Genomic DNA, 14,892 nt, shown 5'->3' with positions numbered 1-14,892 from the left:
ACCGGTCCGGCAGAGTGGCCGAAACGAGCGAGGCGCCTTGTAATGAGGTTCCAGGTGACAGGCCGGTCACGTGGCGGCGGAAGAAGGCGGGTGAGGCCGGATGACGACACCGTCGGAGCGCGCCGCTCGGGGCAGGGCGGCCCGCAAGCGCGTCCCCCGCACCTCCCACGGCCGCTGGATACCCAGCTCACAGCGCCCCCACCCGCTCGACGTCCTGGAGCGCCAGTCCCTGGACCGGCTCCCCGACCTCGTCCCCCTCCGCTACGGCAGGATGGCGGCCTCCCCCTTCGCCTTCCTGCGCGGCGCCGCCGCCGTCATGGCCGCCGACCTCGGCGCCGACCGCCACACCGGGCTCACCGTCCAGCTGTGCGGCGACGCCCACCTGCTCAACTTCGGGGTCTACGCCTCACCCGAACGGACGCTCCTCTTCGACGTGAACGACTTCGACGAGACCCTCCCCGGCCCCTTCGAGTGGGACGTCAAGAGGCTCGCCGCCAGCATCACCGTCGCCGCCCTCCAGAACGGCAGCGCCAAGCCCAAGGCCCACCGCGCCGCGCTCGTCGCCGTCGAGTCGTACCGCACGTCCATGCGCCGCCTCGCCGGACTCGGAGAACTCGCCGTCTGGTACGAGCGGATCGCGGCCGACGACCTGCTGCCGCTCGTCCACGGCGACCAGCGGCCCCGCGTCGCCCGCCGCCTCGAACGGGCCCGCCGCCGCACCAGCCTCCAGGCCCTCGCCAAGCTCACCGAGACCGACGAGGCCGGGAACCGGCGCCTCATGAACGACCCGCCGCTCCTCGAACGCGTCACGGACGTCGACCGGGTCACCCTCGGCAAGATCTTCAGCGACTACCGCAGCTCCCTCGCCGAGGAGCGCCGCGTCCTCCTCGACCGCTACCGCTTCCTCGACGCGGCCCGCAAGGTCGTCGGAGTCGGCAGCGTCGGCACCCGCTGCTTCGTCCTCCTCCTCGAAGGACGCGACGACACCGACCCGCTCATGCTCCAGATCAAGGAGGCCGGCCGCTCCGTCCTGGAGCCGTACCTGGCCCCGACCGCCTACCCCCACCAGGGCCGCCGCGTCGTCTGCGGCCAGCGGCTGACCCAGGCGGCGAGCGACATCTTCCTCGGCTGGATTACCGGGCCCGAGCAACGCCACTTCTACTGGCGGCAGCTGCGCGACATGAAGGGCTCCGCCGAGGTGGAGACCATGTCCCCGGCCGCCCTGCGGGACTACGCGCGGCTCTGCGGCCGGGCCCTGGCCCGCGCCCACGCCCGCTCGGGCGACCGCGTCGCCATCGCCGCCTACCTCGGGAGCTCGGACGTCTTCGACCGCGCCGTGGCCGACTTCGCGCTCTCCTACGCCAGGCAGAACGCCGACGACTACGCGGCACTCGGCGCGGCCATCGCCGCGGGCATGGTGACGGCGGCCCCGGGCGCCTGAACTGCTCCGGGCGGAGGCCACGGGCGGTGGGACCCCCACCCCGGCCGCACGTGAGCCGGCACGAGGGGCGACGGGGGTCCACCGCCGCCCCTCGTGCCGTCAGCCCTCCGTACGGCGCAGCGGCGGTTCGGCCGGCGTCTCGTGGATCGGGCCGAAGAGCACCGCCCGGGCCACGGCGGGGGCGAACAGGACCGTCATCGGGTGGGTGAGGGTGATCGCCTTGCGGAAGGCCGCGCCGACGACCGGGTCGCCCGCCGCCCGCTCCTGCAGCCGGCCCATGTACCAGCCGACCGCCTTGTCCAGCACGCTGGGGACGTCCGCGCCGCCGACGGCACCGGGCATCTTCTTGTCGGCGCCCGTCGAGACGTCCCACGCCTGCCGGGAGGCGTCGAGGACCGCGCGCTGCACCCGCCGGGTCGTCGGAGTGCGCTTCGGGTCGGCGAGGGCCCGGCGCAGGGCGACGGCGGAGATCGCCGCCACCGCCATGCCCTGTCCGTAGACCGGGTTGAAGGCGCAGAGCGCGTCGCCGGTGGCGAGGAAACCGGCCGGGCGGCGGCCCGGACGGTCGTACCGACGGCGGACGTTGGCGGTCCTGCGGAAGCCGTACACCGGGGACACCGGCTCCGCCCGCGCCAGCCACTCGCTGATCAGCGGGTGCGGCATCCGCTTCGCGTACTCCTCGAACGCCCCCTCCTCCGTGGGCGGTTCGCTGCCCCGGAGCCCCGAGAGGGTCACGAGGTGCGTCCCGTCGCCGACGGGCAGCACGACGGCCCCGTACTCCTGCTCGGGGTTGGGCACGATGAAGTAGCCCGTGGCGTCGCTGTCCAGTGCCCCCTCCGGGGCGCGGTAGACCCGGGTGCTGTAGGCGAGGCCGGTGTCGATGGTCTCCTCGTGCGGTGCCTCGGCACCGATCGCGGCCAGCCAGTCCGCCGCCTTCGTCGACCTGCCGGAGGCGTCGACGACCAGATCGGCCTCCAGGACGCGGTTCTCCTTCCCGGCGCCCGCGCCGCGCTCCCGCAGCCGGACTCCGCGGACCCGCGAGGAGTCGCCGACCAGGCCCACCGTCTCGTGGCCCTCGACCAGTTCGATCCGGGGGTCGGCGAGCACCCGCTGTCGCACCAGCCATTCGAGCTGCGGGCGCGAGCCCGAGTAGAAGTGGACGGTGGCGGGCCACCGCTGCATCCACCTGCCGTTCTGCCACTGCACCATGTCCTCGGGCACGCCCACCTTGGGCGCGCCGAGCTCCCGCAGCTCCTCCATGAATCCCGGGAGCAGTTCGTCGTACGCCTCCTGGCCGCCCGCGATGAGCACGTGCAGGTGCCGGCCCTGCGGGACGCCCGGCCGGGCCTCGGGCCCCTCCGGGTAGCGGTCGCGCTCGACGACCGTCACCTTCTCGGCGTGCTCGGCGAGTACCCGAGCGGCAAGCAGTCCAGCGAGACTTCCCCCGATGACCACCGCGTGACGTGTCGCGCGGCGCTCCAAGTCGTCGGCCATACTCGCCCCTTCGTGTCGTGGACCTACGACTGCCCAGTATCCACGTCGGTGCGTGCGCCGTCGCGTGCGTCGAGCCACAGGCACTCGACGGGGTGGACGCCCCCCCCCGGGGGCGCGAGCTCACGCGTGCGGGGGCGGCGCGCAGGCCCGCCGGGTGCGGGCTACCGCTCCGGGCCCAGTTCCGTCAGGGCGCTCGTCAGCCATTCCACCCAGAACCGCTCCAGCTCGACCCCGCCCCGCAGGACGAGGTGCTGCAGCCGGTCCGGTTCGGTGCGGCGGCGTTCCGCCGGGAAGTCCCGCGCCTCGATCGCGAGGTACTCGTCCAGCTGGGCCCGGTGCAGGGCCAGGTGGCGCGAGAGTTCGGCCCGCAGCCCCGCCGTCCCGACCATCGCCGCGGCCCGCATCCGCAGCAGCAGCGCGGACCGGAGCGGCTTCGGGTCCTCGGACCTCGCGACCCAGTCGCTCAGCTCCGCCCGGCCCGCGGGCAGCACCTCGTACTCCTTCTTCTGTCCCCGCGCGGGCACCGGGGCGGGCAGGGCGCGGATGTGCCCCGCCCGCTCCAGCTTTCCGAGCTCGCGGTAGATCTGCTGGTGCGTGGCCGACCAGAAGTAGCCGATCGACTTGTCGAAGCGGCGCGTCAGTTCGAGGCCGGAGGACGGCTTTTCGAGCAGCGCGGTGAGGATCGCGTGCGGGAGGGACATGCTCGCATCCTAGGTTCGGCCGGCCACGGTGATCACGGAGCGGCCGTCACAGGGCGGCGGCGAGCCGGGTGCCCTGGTCGATGGCCCGCTTCGCGTCCAGCTCGGCGGCGACGTCCGCGCCGCCGATGAGGTGCGCCGGGCGGCCCGCGGCGACCAGCTCCTCGTACAGGTCGCGGCGCGGCTCCTGCCCGGCGCAGAGCACGACCGTGTCGACGGGGAGCAGCTGCGGCTCGCCGTCGATCGTGACGTGCAGGCCGGCGTCGTCGATCCGCTCGTACGACACGCCCGCCACCATGGTGACCCCGCGGTGCTTGAGCTCGGTGCGGTGGATCCAGCCGGTCGTCTTGCCGAGGCCCGCGCCGACCTTGGTGGTCTTGCGCTGGAGCAGGTGCACCTGGCGCGGCGGCGCGTTCCGCTCGGGCGCGCGCAGTCCGCCCCGGTTCTCGTAGGAGGTGTCGACGCCCCACTGGCGGAAGTACGTCTCGGGGTCCTGGCTCGCGCCCTCGCCGCCGTCCGTGAGGAACTCGGCGACGTCGAAGCCGATGCCGCCCGCGCCGATGATCGCGACCCGGTCCCCGACGGGGGCGCCGTCCCGCAGCACGTCGAGGTAGCTGAGGACGCTCGGGTGGTCCTCGCCCGCGATCCCCGGCGTGCGGGGGGTGACGCCGGTGGCGACGACGACCTCGTCGTACTCCTCCAGGTCGGCGGCGGACACGTACGTGTTCAGGCGGACGTCGATGCCGTGCTCGGCGAGCTGCACGCGGAAGTAGCGCAGCGTCTCGTCGAACTCCTCCTTGCCCGGCACCCGCTTGGCGATGTTGAGCTGGCCGCCGATCTCGGCGGCACCGTCGAAGAGGGTGACGGAGTGGCCGCGCTCGGCCGCCGACACCGCGCAGGAGAGTCCGGCCGGGCCCGCGCCGACGACGGCGACGCGCTTGGCGAGGCGGGTGGGGGAGAGGACCAGCTCGGTCTCGTGGCAGGCGCGCGGGTTGACCAGGCAGGAGGTGATCTTCAGGTTGAAGGTGTGGTCCAGGCAGGCCTGGTTGCAGCCGATGCAGGTGTTGATGGTGTCGGCGCGGCCGGCCGTCGCCTTGGCGACGAAGGCGGGGTCGGCGAGGAAGGGACGGGCCAGCGATACCAGGTCGGCGCGGCCGTCGGCGAGGATCTCCTCGGCGACCTCGGGGGTGTTGATGCGGTTGGAGGTGACGAGCGGCACGGAGACCGCGCCCATCAGCTTCTTCGTCACCCAGGTGTAGGCGCCGCGCGGCACGGAGGTGGCGATGGTGGGGATGCGCGCCTCGTGCCAGCCGATGCCGGTGTTGATGAGGGTGGCGCCGGCGGCCTCGATCTCCTTGGCGAGGGAGATCACCTCGTCGAGGGTGGAGCCGCCGGGGACGAGGTCCAGCATGGAGAGGCGGTAGACGAGGATGAAGTCCTCGCCGACGCGCTCGCGGATCCGGCGGACGATCTCCAGCGGGAAGCGGACCCGGTTCTCGTACGAGCCGCCCCAGCGGTCGGTGCGCCGGTTGGTGGCGGAGGCGATGAACTCGTTGATGAGGTAGCCCTCGGAGCCCATCACCTCGACGCCGTCGTATCCGGCCTCCTTGGCCAGTTCGGCGCAGCGCGCGTAGTCCTCGACGGTCTGCTCGACCTCGGCGTCGGTCAGCTCGTTCGGTACGAAGGGGCTGATGGGCGCCTTGATCGGGCTGGGGCCGACGAGACCGGGGTGGTAGGCGTAGCGGCCGAAGTGCAGGATCTGCATCGCGATCCGGCCGCCCTCGGCGTGCACGGCGTCGGTGATCAGCCGGTGCTCGGCGACCTCCTCGGCCGTGGTCAGCTTGGCCCCGCCGTCCCAGGGGCGGCCGGCCTCGTTGGGGGCGATGCCGCCGGTGACGATGAGCCCCACGCCGCCGCGGGCGCGCTCGGCGTAGAAGGCGGCCATGCGCTCGAAGCCGTGCTCGGTCTCCTCCAGGCCGACGTGCATCGACCCCATGATCACCCGGTTGGGCAGGGTGGTGAACCCGAGGTCGAGCGGGCTCAGCAGGTGCGGGTACGGGGTCGGGGTCATGGGGGCGCCTCCTCGCGCAGGGGTCGTCGACCTCAGTTCTAGGCGACCCCGCGCGTCTTCTGCAACTAGTTGCAGAAGAATCCGGGAGTGATGTCTACTACTCGGTAGCAAAGGTCCGGGCAGGCCCTCAGGAGGAGCCGCGGGGCCCGGCCGCCCCGGCCGCGAGCCACGCGTCCAGGTCCTCCGGCGTCCGGGGCTCCGCCCCGCCCGCGCCCAGCAGACCGTGCGCCCGCAGGAGACGGGCCACCGACGTGCCCCACGGCCGGCGCAGCCGCGCCGCGGCCAGCAGGTCGTCGTCCGCGAGGAGCCCGGCGACCGGACCGGTGCGCAGGCCGGCGGGGGAGAGCACCGCGGCCTCGTCGGCCCAGCGCAGCGCCAGGTCCACGTCGTGGGTCGCCATCACCACCGTCGTCCCCGTCTCCCGCAGCCGGGCGAGGGCGTCGAGCAGCCGCTCCTGCCCGTGCGGGTCGAGCCCGGCCGTCGGCTCGTCCATGATCAGCACCCGGGGCCGCATCGCCACGGCGCCCGCGATCGCGGCCCGCTTCCGCTGCCCGTACGACAGCAGGTGCGTCGGCCTGTCCTCCAGGGCCACGATGTCCAGCGCCTCCAGGGCCTCCCGCACCCGGAGCCGCACCTCCTCCTCCGGCAGCCCCAGGTTCGTCGGACCGAACGACACGTCCTGGCCGACCGAGGCCGCGAACAGCTGGTCGTCAGGATCCTGCACGACCAGCTGCACGGTGGTCCGCAGCCGGGTCAGCCCCTTCCGGTCGTACGCCACCTCGGCCCCGTCCAGGAGCAGCGACCCGCTCCCGCACCGCAGCCCCCCGCTGAGGAGCCGCAGCAGCGTCGTCTTGCCGCTGCCGTTGCGGCCGAGGAGCGCGATCGCGCGCCCTTCCGCCACCGAGAAGTCCACGCCCGACAGGACGGCGGGCCCGTCCTCGTAGGCGAAACCCGCCTTCACCAGCTCCACGACGGGCTTCGTCGGCGTCGGAGACGTCACGGAAGGAACCTTTCCAGTACGAGGGTGAGGGCGACGAGCCCCGCGAGGAGCACGCCCGTCGCCGTGAGGAACCGCCGGGAGACCGCGCAGGACGGCACCAGGACCCGCAGCGTCCCGTCGTAACCGCGCCCGGCGAGCCCCGACTGCAGGCGCTGCGCCCGGTCGAAGGCCCGCACGAACGTCGTCGCGCCGAGGCCCGCCAGCGAACGCCAGGTCGCGGCCCGGGAGGTGTGTCCGAGCCGGGCCGCCTGGGCCTGCCGGATCTTCGCCAGCGAGTCGAGCAGCAGGAAGATGATCCGGTACATCACGAGCGCCACGTCCACCACGGGCGCCGGGACGCCCGCCCGGACGAGCCGGGGCAGCACGTCGGACACCGGCGTCGTGAAGGCGAAGAGCAGCACCCCCAGCGAGGCCGAGGCGGTCCGGAGGAGCAGCTCGCCCGCGTGCGCGGGACCGCCGGGCGCGAGGGCCACGGGCCCGCGCGCACCGCCCACCTCGAAGAGCAGCGGAACGGCGCCCGTGACACAGAAACCGAGCGGGATGCGGAACGCCCGCCACAGCTGACGACCCGGCACGCCGGCCGGACCGAGCAGCACCGCGAGCGTGGCCGCCGCCACGAGCACGGCGCCCGGCCACGGCGGCAGGGACACGGCGCACAGCGTCAGGCCGAAGCCGAGGGCGGCCTTCTCCACGGGATGGCGGCGGCGCCAGCGACTGCTGTGCGCCGCCGCGTCGATCGGCAGCATCGGTGCTACGCGCCCGTGCCGTCGAACGGCACGGAGCCGTCACCGGAGGGGGCCTCCGCCCCACCGCCACCGGCCCCGGCCCCGGGACCCGGGGCGCCGAGGTCGGCGGCGCGGGCACCGGTGCCACGGGGAGCCGAGCCGGCGCCCGGGGCGCCGGGACCCGGGACGACGGATCCGGCGCCGCCGCTCGGAGCGCCGGAATCCGCCCGGGCGCCGCCGCCGGCGGCCCCGGCTCCGCCGGCACCCGTCCCCGCCCCGGCACCCGCGCCGCCCCCGGCACTCGGACCGGTGGAGGCCGCTCGACCGCTCGCGTCGACGGAGGCCGCCCCACCGCTCGCGGCGTCGGCGCCAGGCCCGCCCCGCGCCCCGTCGGAACCACCGCCCCCGACGGGGTCGCCCTCCTCCGCCGCGCCCTTCGTCCCCGCCGCCTCGGCCTCGGCGCGGGCCGCGCCCTGCCGGCGGCCGCGCCGCAGGCCGAAGTAGTACGCCAGGACCCCGGCGCCGATCGCCGCCTGGAGGGCGAAGAGCGCCGACTCGATCTCGCCGGACGGCGGCTCGTACAGCGGGCTGAACCACGGCTCGTAGTCCGGCCGGAGCTCCGTGATCGCGGTCTCCGCCTCCCCGTCCGACCCGGCGAACGGCTGCTCCTTGTGGTCGCCGAGGCCCAGCGCGAGCGGCAGGACCGCGAGCGCGGCGACGACGAGCAGCAGCAGGGTGTTGACCTTCGCGTTCCGGCTCATCGCGCGGCCACCTCCTCGGGCCGCTCCGCCCGCGGCCGGTCGAGGACGCCGAGGCGCGTCAGCTCGCCCTTGCTGGACTGGGTGAGCAGCCGCATCACGAGCACCGTGAGCAGGCCCTCGCTCACCGCCAGCGGAATCTGGGTCACGGCGAAGATCCCGCCGAACTTGGCCAGCGCGCCGGGCACGCCACTGCCGGGGTCGGGGAACGCCAGGGCCAGCTGCACGCTGGTGACGCAGTACGTGGACAGGTCGGCGACGAACGCGCCGAAGAAGACGGCCACCATCAGGGGCGCGCCGAACCGCCGCAGCAGCCGGTACGTCCCGTACCCCGCCCAGGGGCCGACGATCGCCATGGAGAAGGCGTTCGCGCCGAGCGTGGTCAGCCCGCCGTGGGCGAGCAGCAGGGCCTGGAAGAGCAGGGTGATCGTCCCGAGGACCGCCATGATCGGCGGCCGGAACAGGATCGCGCCGAGCCCCGTACCGGTCGGGTGCGAACAACTGCCGGTGACCGAAGGCAACTTGAGTGCCGACAGGACGAAGGTGAAGGCACCGGAGGCGCCGAGCAGCAGAGTGGATTCGGGGTTCGACCGCACCTCGCGGGTCAGCGCGCGCACCCCGTGGACGACGAACGGAGCGGCCGCGACGCCCCAGGCGGCGGCGTGCGCAGGGGGCAGATACCCCTCGGCTATATGCATGATCGGGAGACCCTCTCCAGCACCTCGTGGATGGACAACGCACCCTGGCCGGTCTCCTGGCTGACGGTCATGCGGCCCGACTCCGCCTTCCCACACCGCCGCGGTCTCCCACGACGGTCCAGTGGCTTCCCCGGGGTGTTCCCCCCGGGGGTGGAGCCGGACCTCCCGATCACAGTGGCGAGGGCCGCACCGGTACTGCACCGGTTTCCCGTACACCAAGGCTCTGCGACATTAGTGGGTTGACCTGCTGGATCACAACACGGCCACCACGCGTCGCGTCCCTCCCGTCACTCCGCGCACTCGATCCCCCCGGTCACTCCTTGCGGTAGGCGTACGCCTCCGAGGCCGCCGCCACCACCGCGTCGAGATCCCCGCCGGCGCTCGCCGTCACCAGCGCGGCCACCGCGCCCTCGACGAACGGCGCGTCCACCAGGCGGGAGCCCTCGGGCAGTTCGTCGCCCTCGGCGAGCAGCGCCTTCACGGTGAGGACCGCGCTGCCCAGGTCGACGAGGAGCGCGACCCCGGCCCCCCGGTCCACGGCCTTCGCGGCCCGGCGGATCAGCTCGGAACTCGTCCCGAGGTCACCGTCCGGCGTCCCGCCCGCGGGCAGGACCGGCGCGAGGTCACCGCCGCCCGCGAGACCACGGGCCAGGTCGGCGACCGCCGCCGCGACCGCCGCGCTGTGCGAGACGAGCACGATGCCGACGGGGGCCGCCGCGCCCCCGGTCGCGGGGCTCATCACGCCTCCTCCGTCCGCGCGGTGTCGGCGAGGGCCGCGAGGAGCAGCGCCGACGACGTCGCCCCCGGATCCTGGTGCCCGACCGACCGCCCCCCGAGATAACTGGCCCTGCCCTTGCGGGCCCGGAGGGGCACGGTCGCGAGGGCGCCCTCCTCGGCGGCGGCGCGGGCCGCCTCGTACGAACTCCGCAGCCCTTCCACGCCCGGCACGAGCGCGTCCAGCATCGTCTTGTCGCCCGGCCGGGCACCGCCCAGCTGCGACACGGCGGCCACACCGGCGTCGAGGGCCTCCGCCAACCGCTCCCGGGTGACCTCCCCGTCCTCGCCCAGACTCTTCCCGGCGCGCCGCAGCAGCGTCCCGTACAGCGGCCCCGAAGCGCCGCCGACGGTGGAGACGAGCTGCCGTCCGGCGGTGACGAGCACCGCGCCCGGGCTCGCGGGCGGCTCCTTCGCCAGGGTCTCCGTCACGGAGGCGAACCCCCGCTTGAGATTGGCCCCGTGATCGGCGTCGCCGATGGCCGAATCCAGCTCGGTGAGCCGGTCCGCCTCCCGGTCGACGGCCTCGGCCACCGCGACCAGCCAGCGCACCAGGAACCCCGCGTCCACGGTCTCCGCCATCCCGCTCCCCCTTCCCATCCCGGTCACCGGCCCCAGCGCAGCGCGGGCGTCCGCACCGGCGCGTCCCACAGCCGCAGCAGCTCCTCGTCGACCTCGCACAGGGTCACCGAGCATCCCGCCATGTCGAGCGAGGTCACGTAGTTCCCGACCAGTGTCCGGGCCACCGGGACCTTCCGCTCGGCGAGCACCCGCTGCACCTCGGCGTTGAACCCGTACAACTCCAGGAGAGGCGTCGCGCCCATCCCGTTCACCAGGGCGATGACCGGCCCGGACGGGCGCAGGTCCTCCACGACGGCGTCGACGGCGAAGTCCGCGATCTCCCGCGAGGTCATCATGGGCCGCCGTTCCCGGCCGGGCTCGCCGTGGATGCCGATCCCCAACTCCAGCTCCCCCTCCGGGAGGTCGAAGGTCGGGCTGCCCTTGGCGGGGGTCGTACAGGCGCTCAGGGCCACCCCGAAGGACCGGCACCGCTCGTTCACCCGGCGGGCGATCGACTCCACCCGCTCCAGCGGGGCGCCCTCCTCGGCGGCCGCGCCCGCGATCTTCTCCACGAACAGCGTGCCGCCGGTGCCGCGCCGGCCCGCCGTGTACAGACTGTCCGTCACCGCCACGTCGTCGTCGACGAGGACCTTGGCGACCTGGATGCCCTCGTCCTCGGCGAGCTCCGCGGCCATCTCGAAGTTCAGCACGTCGCCGGTGTAGTTCTTGACGACGAACAGCACCCCGGCACCGCTGTCGACCGCGGCGGCGGCCCGCACCATCTGATCGGGCACGGGCGAGGTGAACACCTCGCCCGGACAGGCGGCGGCCAGCATGCCGGGGCCCACGAAACCGCCGTGCAGCGGCTCGTGCCCGGACCCGCCGCCGGACACCAGCGCCACCTGCCCCGCCACGGGCGCGTCCCGCCGCATCACCACGCGCCGCTCCACGTCCACGGTCAGCTCGGGATGCGCCGCGGCCATCCCCCGCAGGGCGTCGGCGACGACGGTCTCCGGAACGTTGATCAGCATCTTCAAAGGGGTCTCCTCGAGAGGCTAGTAGATGGGCTCGGGACCTGTGTTTTCGCAGGTCATCGGCAGTTCGTGTAAAAAATGACCTTGGTGGTCCGTGGCGGTCGGCGGCGGGTTCTGTCGGTACTGATGCTGAGTGGATGCCGCCTTCGGTGACGGTTGGTCAGGCGCGGATCCTCGTCGATGGGGGCAGGTCCGGCCGGCCCCTGGGGGCAGTATCGACCTTGCGGCTGCGAAGGTCACGCAGATCTGACGGATGCGCGGCTCGTGGGCGGCTGCGCACGGGGGCACGGCCCCCTGTTCGCCAGCGGGCTCCACTGGCCGACGAGCCGAAACTCCGGCCCCCGATGCCGCTCGCGGTCGGCATCATCCGGGTTGCGGCTCATGGCGTTCAGCAGGCCCTTCATCGGGTCCTCCTGGGTCCCCTGCCAGTTCTTCACGCAGCCGTCGTCCGGGTCATCCGCATTCGTCCCCCCGCTCGCGGATGGTGTCGCCGGACGCGGTCAGGAACGCCTCGCTGCACACCGGGGCGCCCTCGTCCTTCGCCCAGGGCCTGACGTGCGAGCGGGAGATACGTCTTCCGTGCTGGTCGGGCGTGCAGAGCGCCGGCGTTCGCGGGCCACCGCACGGGCGTGCGGTGTGATCGGGGGATGTCCACGGGACGGCTCCCGGGACGTGGCACCCCCGCGCGGCAGGGCGGGGGTCCTCCCGCACGGCTGCGGCGGGTTGCGGAACGGTACCCGTAGCGGCAACGTCATCCTGTTGGAAAGACCAAGGATTGTATCGAAAGTCCATTGTGTGGCATAAGCGGTCGCTCCGCTGTGTAATGCGCGAGCGGGTCAGCGAAGATCGTGGACGGATCGATGCCTTCACGAGTCGGCTTCCGTTTCAAGGCGAACGGGCAGCCGGGTCAGTATTTCTCTCGGAGGGAAGTACGTACTCCTCGATTCTGCGACGGAGGGGAGTGGCGTCGACGATTCGGATGTCATCCGGATGGATATTCCGGAGGGCTGATACCGGGTGCAGTCACTGAGCGTTTTCAGCGTGACACCGATCGGGTGAAGGAAGCTGTGAGGGTGAGGTCGGCGACAGACCGGGTGCCGGCCCTTGGGTCACCACCGGCCTCAGACGGCCACCGGGCGTATAGCTCCCCCGACCCGGAGCACCGTCAACCGAGCCCTCACCCGGGCCAGGGCTCCGGTCGAGCGCGCGATGGCACGGCTGAAGTCCTGGCGGATCTTCCGCAGTTCCCGCATCAGCCCCTAGCGCATGACCGTCATCGCCGAAGCCGTCCTCGTCCTGGAGGGGGCAACGCTGTTTTCCCCAGCCCCTCTTGTGAGCGTCGGGCATGTCATTCAAGATGTCCGAGTGGCCGCCTTAGAGGTGATCGTCGGAGTAGTGGGCGCGCTCGGAGGCGCTGCCATCACCGCGCTCGGGGCTGCGCTCGTCCAACGCTCCGGCCGGAGATCGGCCGAGCGGAAGGAATTTCTGGACCGGCAGGCGCAGACCAGGACGCAAGCACTTGAAACGACGGCGGCCGCACGCACGGCCTCCAGGTCCTGCGCACTCTTTCTGGGACATGTCATCCAGGATCTGGAGGCCGGCCGGCCGATCGACATCAGCCTCTTCGACACCACGCTTCGCGAACTGCTGACTGAAGTGAACACCGGCTTCTTCCGGATGGTCGCCACCGAAGCCGAACTCGTCGACACCCGGCCCCTGGCGAGTGCCCGTACCTCCCTCACGGAGACCAGCACCCTGATCAGGAGGGTGCTCCTGCAGAAGGAAGCCGGCCAGTCGCTCGACAGGTCTCCGTCGGAACTCGCTGACCTCGTCGAAAGAGCAGCAGCTGACCTCAACCTGTTGATGCACACGCAGGCGGTCCATCTCCGGGGCTCCGCCACACCTGAGATTTTCGGCGGGGGTCAGGCCTACCCCGGGCAGCCGGCATCTCCGATGCCTCACGTATACCCGTATCCAAGTGCTGAGGCGCTCGAAGACACTATGACGCCCCGCGTGTACCCCGCGCCGTCGGCGCCGCGTCCTGCGGCATCTGAAGACGCGGAGACGACCAGCCCGCTCCCTGAGCTGTCTTCGGGTTCGTCGAACCCCTTCTGGTTTGCTGTGCCGACGTCACGTCGGCTCAGCGTGGACATCGGTGCGCCCGCCGTTCTTGAACCCGGGGTCTGGTACCTCGCTCTGTCCCGGTGGGGAAACGCCCTGGAAGTCCAGATCCAGAACGGTCCTCGCGGGATCCTCTACGACACCAGTGGCATTCAGCGAGCCTGACCGCCCCATAAGGGAGCGTTCTCGGTGTTGTCTCGCTCGGAGCGAAGGCGGCGTTGGCAATGACGGTCGCGCGGTAGGCGCTGGATGCGGGCTCCGTGGAAGATCCACGAGGACTGCAAGGGAACCGTGCCGTGCTCGACGGACACCCCGGTCTGGGTGAGAGCGCGGCCGACGGTGCGCTGGGTGGAGGCGAGTGCGCTACCAGGTGGCCGTGTGACGTCGGTGGTGTCCCTGCGGTCGACGTCCTGACAGGCACGGGCGACGAGGTCCGGGTTTCCCCGGCGCTCACAGGGCATTTTCAGCGTTGACGCTCCAGGGTGAGGATGGCTGCGGCGATGGCGGTCATGAGGTTGGGGCTGCAGCGGGCTTTGCGGAAGATGCGCCAGGACTTCAGCCTTGCGATGCTTCGTTCGACCGGTGCTCGCGCCGCTGACAGGGCTTGGTTGATCGTCTGCTGGGTCGTGCTGAGGTCCCGGTTTGGGAGGCGTCTGATCGGTGTGGTCACCCAGGGGCCGGCCCCGATGTAGGGGCGGTCGGCGAGGACGGGGACGCCCTGGCGTTCGCAGATCCGGATGATGCGGTGGGTGCGGGCGGCGGTCAGGCCGTGGGTGCGGCCGGGCAGCGCGGGTGAGATCCACAGCAGCTCGCCCGTCGGATCGGCCACGACTTGCACGTTCACGCCATGGCGGCGGTGCTTCTGGGAGAAGTCCGCCCGGCTGTCGCCGACGCGGTCGCACTCGGCGAGCGTCCCGTCGAGCAGGACGTAGTCCGGATCGTCCTCGCGCAGGACCCGCAGGAGGCCCGGTGCCCGGCCGGACAGGTGCTGGACGACGGCCTGGACGTAAGCGTGGGCGGTGCCGACGGATATGCCGAAGCCTGCGGCGATCTGCGCGAGCGGGTCGTGCCGGCGGAGGTAGACCAGGCCCACGAGGGCACGCTGATGGAGCGGCAGCTTGCAGCGGCGGTCACCCTCACGGGTGACGATGAGGCATGGATACCCACTCGACCAGAGCATGAGGCAGGTCGAGCGCGGCAGGATGGGGAACCAACAGGGCTCCTGTGCCGATGGGTTGAGACTTCGAACACCTCCCTCAACGGCGCGGGAGCCCTGTGCGTTGCGGTCCTCATGCTGACTCGGCCTGGGTCACTCCATCAGTGGCCACTCTGAAAGAGCTCACTGGTGCTCACTCCGACCGCTGATGCGGAGTTCCAGCCGGACCGACTTGTCGCCGTCTGAGCCAGGGTGAAACGTGACCGGCGGGCCGGCCGTGTCGGCCGACCCGCCGGGCGGATCCGGATCTCCTCCGTCTGGTCATATGGGATGGCGCTGCGAGCTTGCTGCACTGGAGAAG

The 14,892-nt window shown here is 72.5% G+C and carries 12 protein-coding genes, 2 pseudogenes and 1 riboswitch; of the genes and pseudogenes, 3 read left to right on the top strand and 11 right to left on the bottom strand.

The window, feature by feature from the left end; translation table 11 throughout:
* Positions 1 to 100 precede the first annotated feature (100 nt).
* On the top strand, positions 101 to 1,441 hold the full coding sequence (locus tag IE180_RS18210) for a DUF2252 domain-containing protein (protein WP_190157931.1): 1,341 nt from the start codon (positions 101 to 103) through the stop codon (positions 1,439 to 1,441).
* A gap of 99 nt (positions 1,442 to 1,540) precedes the next feature.
* Here IE180_RS18210 and IE180_RS18205 read toward each other — a convergent pair whose 3' ends face one another.
* The 10 genes from IE180_RS18205 to dhaK all read right to left on the bottom strand — a co-directional run bounded on the left by IE180_RS18205 (position 1,541) and on the right by dhaK (position 11,257).
* Positions 1,541 to 2,935 carry an NAD(P)/FAD-dependent oxidoreductase gene (locus IE180_RS18205; protein WP_190157930.1) on the bottom strand — a complete coding sequence of 465 codons (1,395 nt, stop codon included), beginning with the start codon at positions 2,933 to 2,935 and terminating at the stop codon, positions 1,541 to 1,543.
* A 161-nt stretch (positions 2,936 to 3,096) separates the two neighbouring features.
* Positions 3,097 to 3,636, bottom strand: a complete 540-nt coding sequence (locus IE180_RS18200; protein ID WP_190157929.1) for a PadR family transcriptional regulator — start codon at positions 3,634 to 3,636, stop codon at positions 3,097 to 3,099.
* Positions 3,637 to 3,682: 46 nt separating this feature from the next.
* Entirely contained in the window at positions 3,683 to 5,704 is a 2,022-nt protein-coding gene (locus IE180_RS18195) for an NADPH-dependent 2,4-dienoyl-CoA reductase (protein WP_190157928.1), read from the bottom strand.
* A 127-nt stretch (positions 5,705 to 5,831) separates the two neighbouring features.
* Positions 5,832 to 6,704, bottom strand: a complete 873-nt coding sequence (locus IE180_RS18190) for an ATP-binding cassette domain-containing protein (protein ID WP_190157927.1) — start codon at positions 6,702 to 6,704, stop codon at positions 5,832 to 5,834.
* Positions 6,701 to 7,450 (bottom strand): cobalt ECF transporter T component CbiQ, encoded by a 750-nt coding sequence (gene cbiQ, locus IE180_RS18185; RefSeq protein WP_190157926.1) that lies wholly within the window; start codon positions 7,448 to 7,450, stop codon positions 6,701 to 6,703. The genes IE180_RS18190 and cbiQ overlap by 4 nt, the downstream gene beginning before the upstream one ends.
* 5 nt (positions 7,451 to 7,455) lie before the next feature.
* Positions 7,456 to 8,190: an energy-coupling factor ABC transporter substrate-binding protein gene (locus tag IE180_RS37515; protein ID WP_373302794.1), complete on the bottom strand. Its 735-nt coding sequence runs from the start codon at positions 8,188 to 8,190 to the stop codon at positions 7,456 to 7,458.
* Positions 8,187 to 8,885, bottom strand: coding sequence for an energy-coupling factor ABC transporter permease (locus IE180_RS18175; protein ID WP_190157925.1), 699 nt, complete (start codon positions 8,883 to 8,885; stop codon positions 8,187 to 8,189). The genes IE180_RS37515 and IE180_RS18175 overlap by 4 nt, the downstream gene beginning before the upstream one ends.
* 29 nt (positions 8,886 to 8,914) lie before the next feature.
* Positions 8,915 to 9,120: riboswitch (cobalamin riboswitch) on the bottom strand.
* Positions 9,121 to 9,198: 78 nt separating this feature from the next.
* The gene (locus IE180_RS18170) at positions 9,199 to 9,624 is read right to left on the bottom strand and encodes a PTS-dependent dihydroxyacetone kinase phosphotransferase subunit DhaM (protein WP_190157924.1); all 426 of its coding nucleotides are present in this window, start codon (positions 9,622 to 9,624) and stop codon (positions 9,199 to 9,201) included.
* Positions 9,624 to 10,241, bottom strand: a complete 618-nt coding sequence (dhaL, locus tag IE180_RS18165) for a dihydroxyacetone kinase subunit DhaL (RefSeq protein WP_190157923.1) — start codon at positions 10,239 to 10,241, stop codon at positions 9,624 to 9,626. The genes IE180_RS18170 and dhaL overlap by 1 nt, the downstream gene beginning before the upstream one ends.
* 23 nt (positions 10,242 to 10,264) lie before the next feature.
* Positions 10,265 to 11,257 carry a dihydroxyacetone kinase subunit DhaK gene (gene dhaK / locus IE180_RS18160; RefSeq protein WP_190157922.1) on the bottom strand — a complete coding sequence of 331 codons (993 nt, stop codon included), beginning with the start codon at positions 11,255 to 11,257 and terminating at the stop codon, positions 10,265 to 10,267.
* A gap of 1,090 nt (positions 11,258 to 12,347) precedes the next feature.
* On the opposite strand from dhaK, the pseudogene IE180_RS18155 reads away from it, so the two are divergent.
* Together IE180_RS18155 and IE180_RS18150 are read left to right on the top strand one after the other, a co-directional pair.
* Positions 12,348 to 12,517 (top strand): annotated as a pseudogene (locus IE180_RS18155) (IS5/IS1182 family transposase); the annotation flags it as partial.
* Between the two features lie 3 nt (positions 12,518 to 12,520).
* Entirely contained in the window at positions 12,521 to 13,540 is a 1,020-nt protein-coding gene (locus IE180_RS18150) for a hypothetical protein (protein ID WP_190157921.1), read from the top strand.
* A 298-nt stretch (positions 13,541 to 13,838) separates the two neighbouring features.
* Here the strand turns inward: IE180_RS18150 and IE180_RS18145 are convergent.
* Positions 13,839 to 14,589: pseudogene (locus IE180_RS18145) on the bottom strand (transposase).
* Between the last annotated feature and the right edge of the window lie 303 nt (positions 14,590 to 14,892).

It is taken from the genome of Streptomyces litmocidini (assembly GCF_014649755.1).
Taxonomy (GTDB): Bacteria; Actinomycetota; Actinomycetes; order Streptomycetales; family Streptomycetaceae; genus Streptomyces; species Streptomyces litmocidini.
The sequence above is the reverse complement of the archived record's forward strand: the minus strand, read 5'-3'. Positions and strand labels throughout refer to the sequence as shown.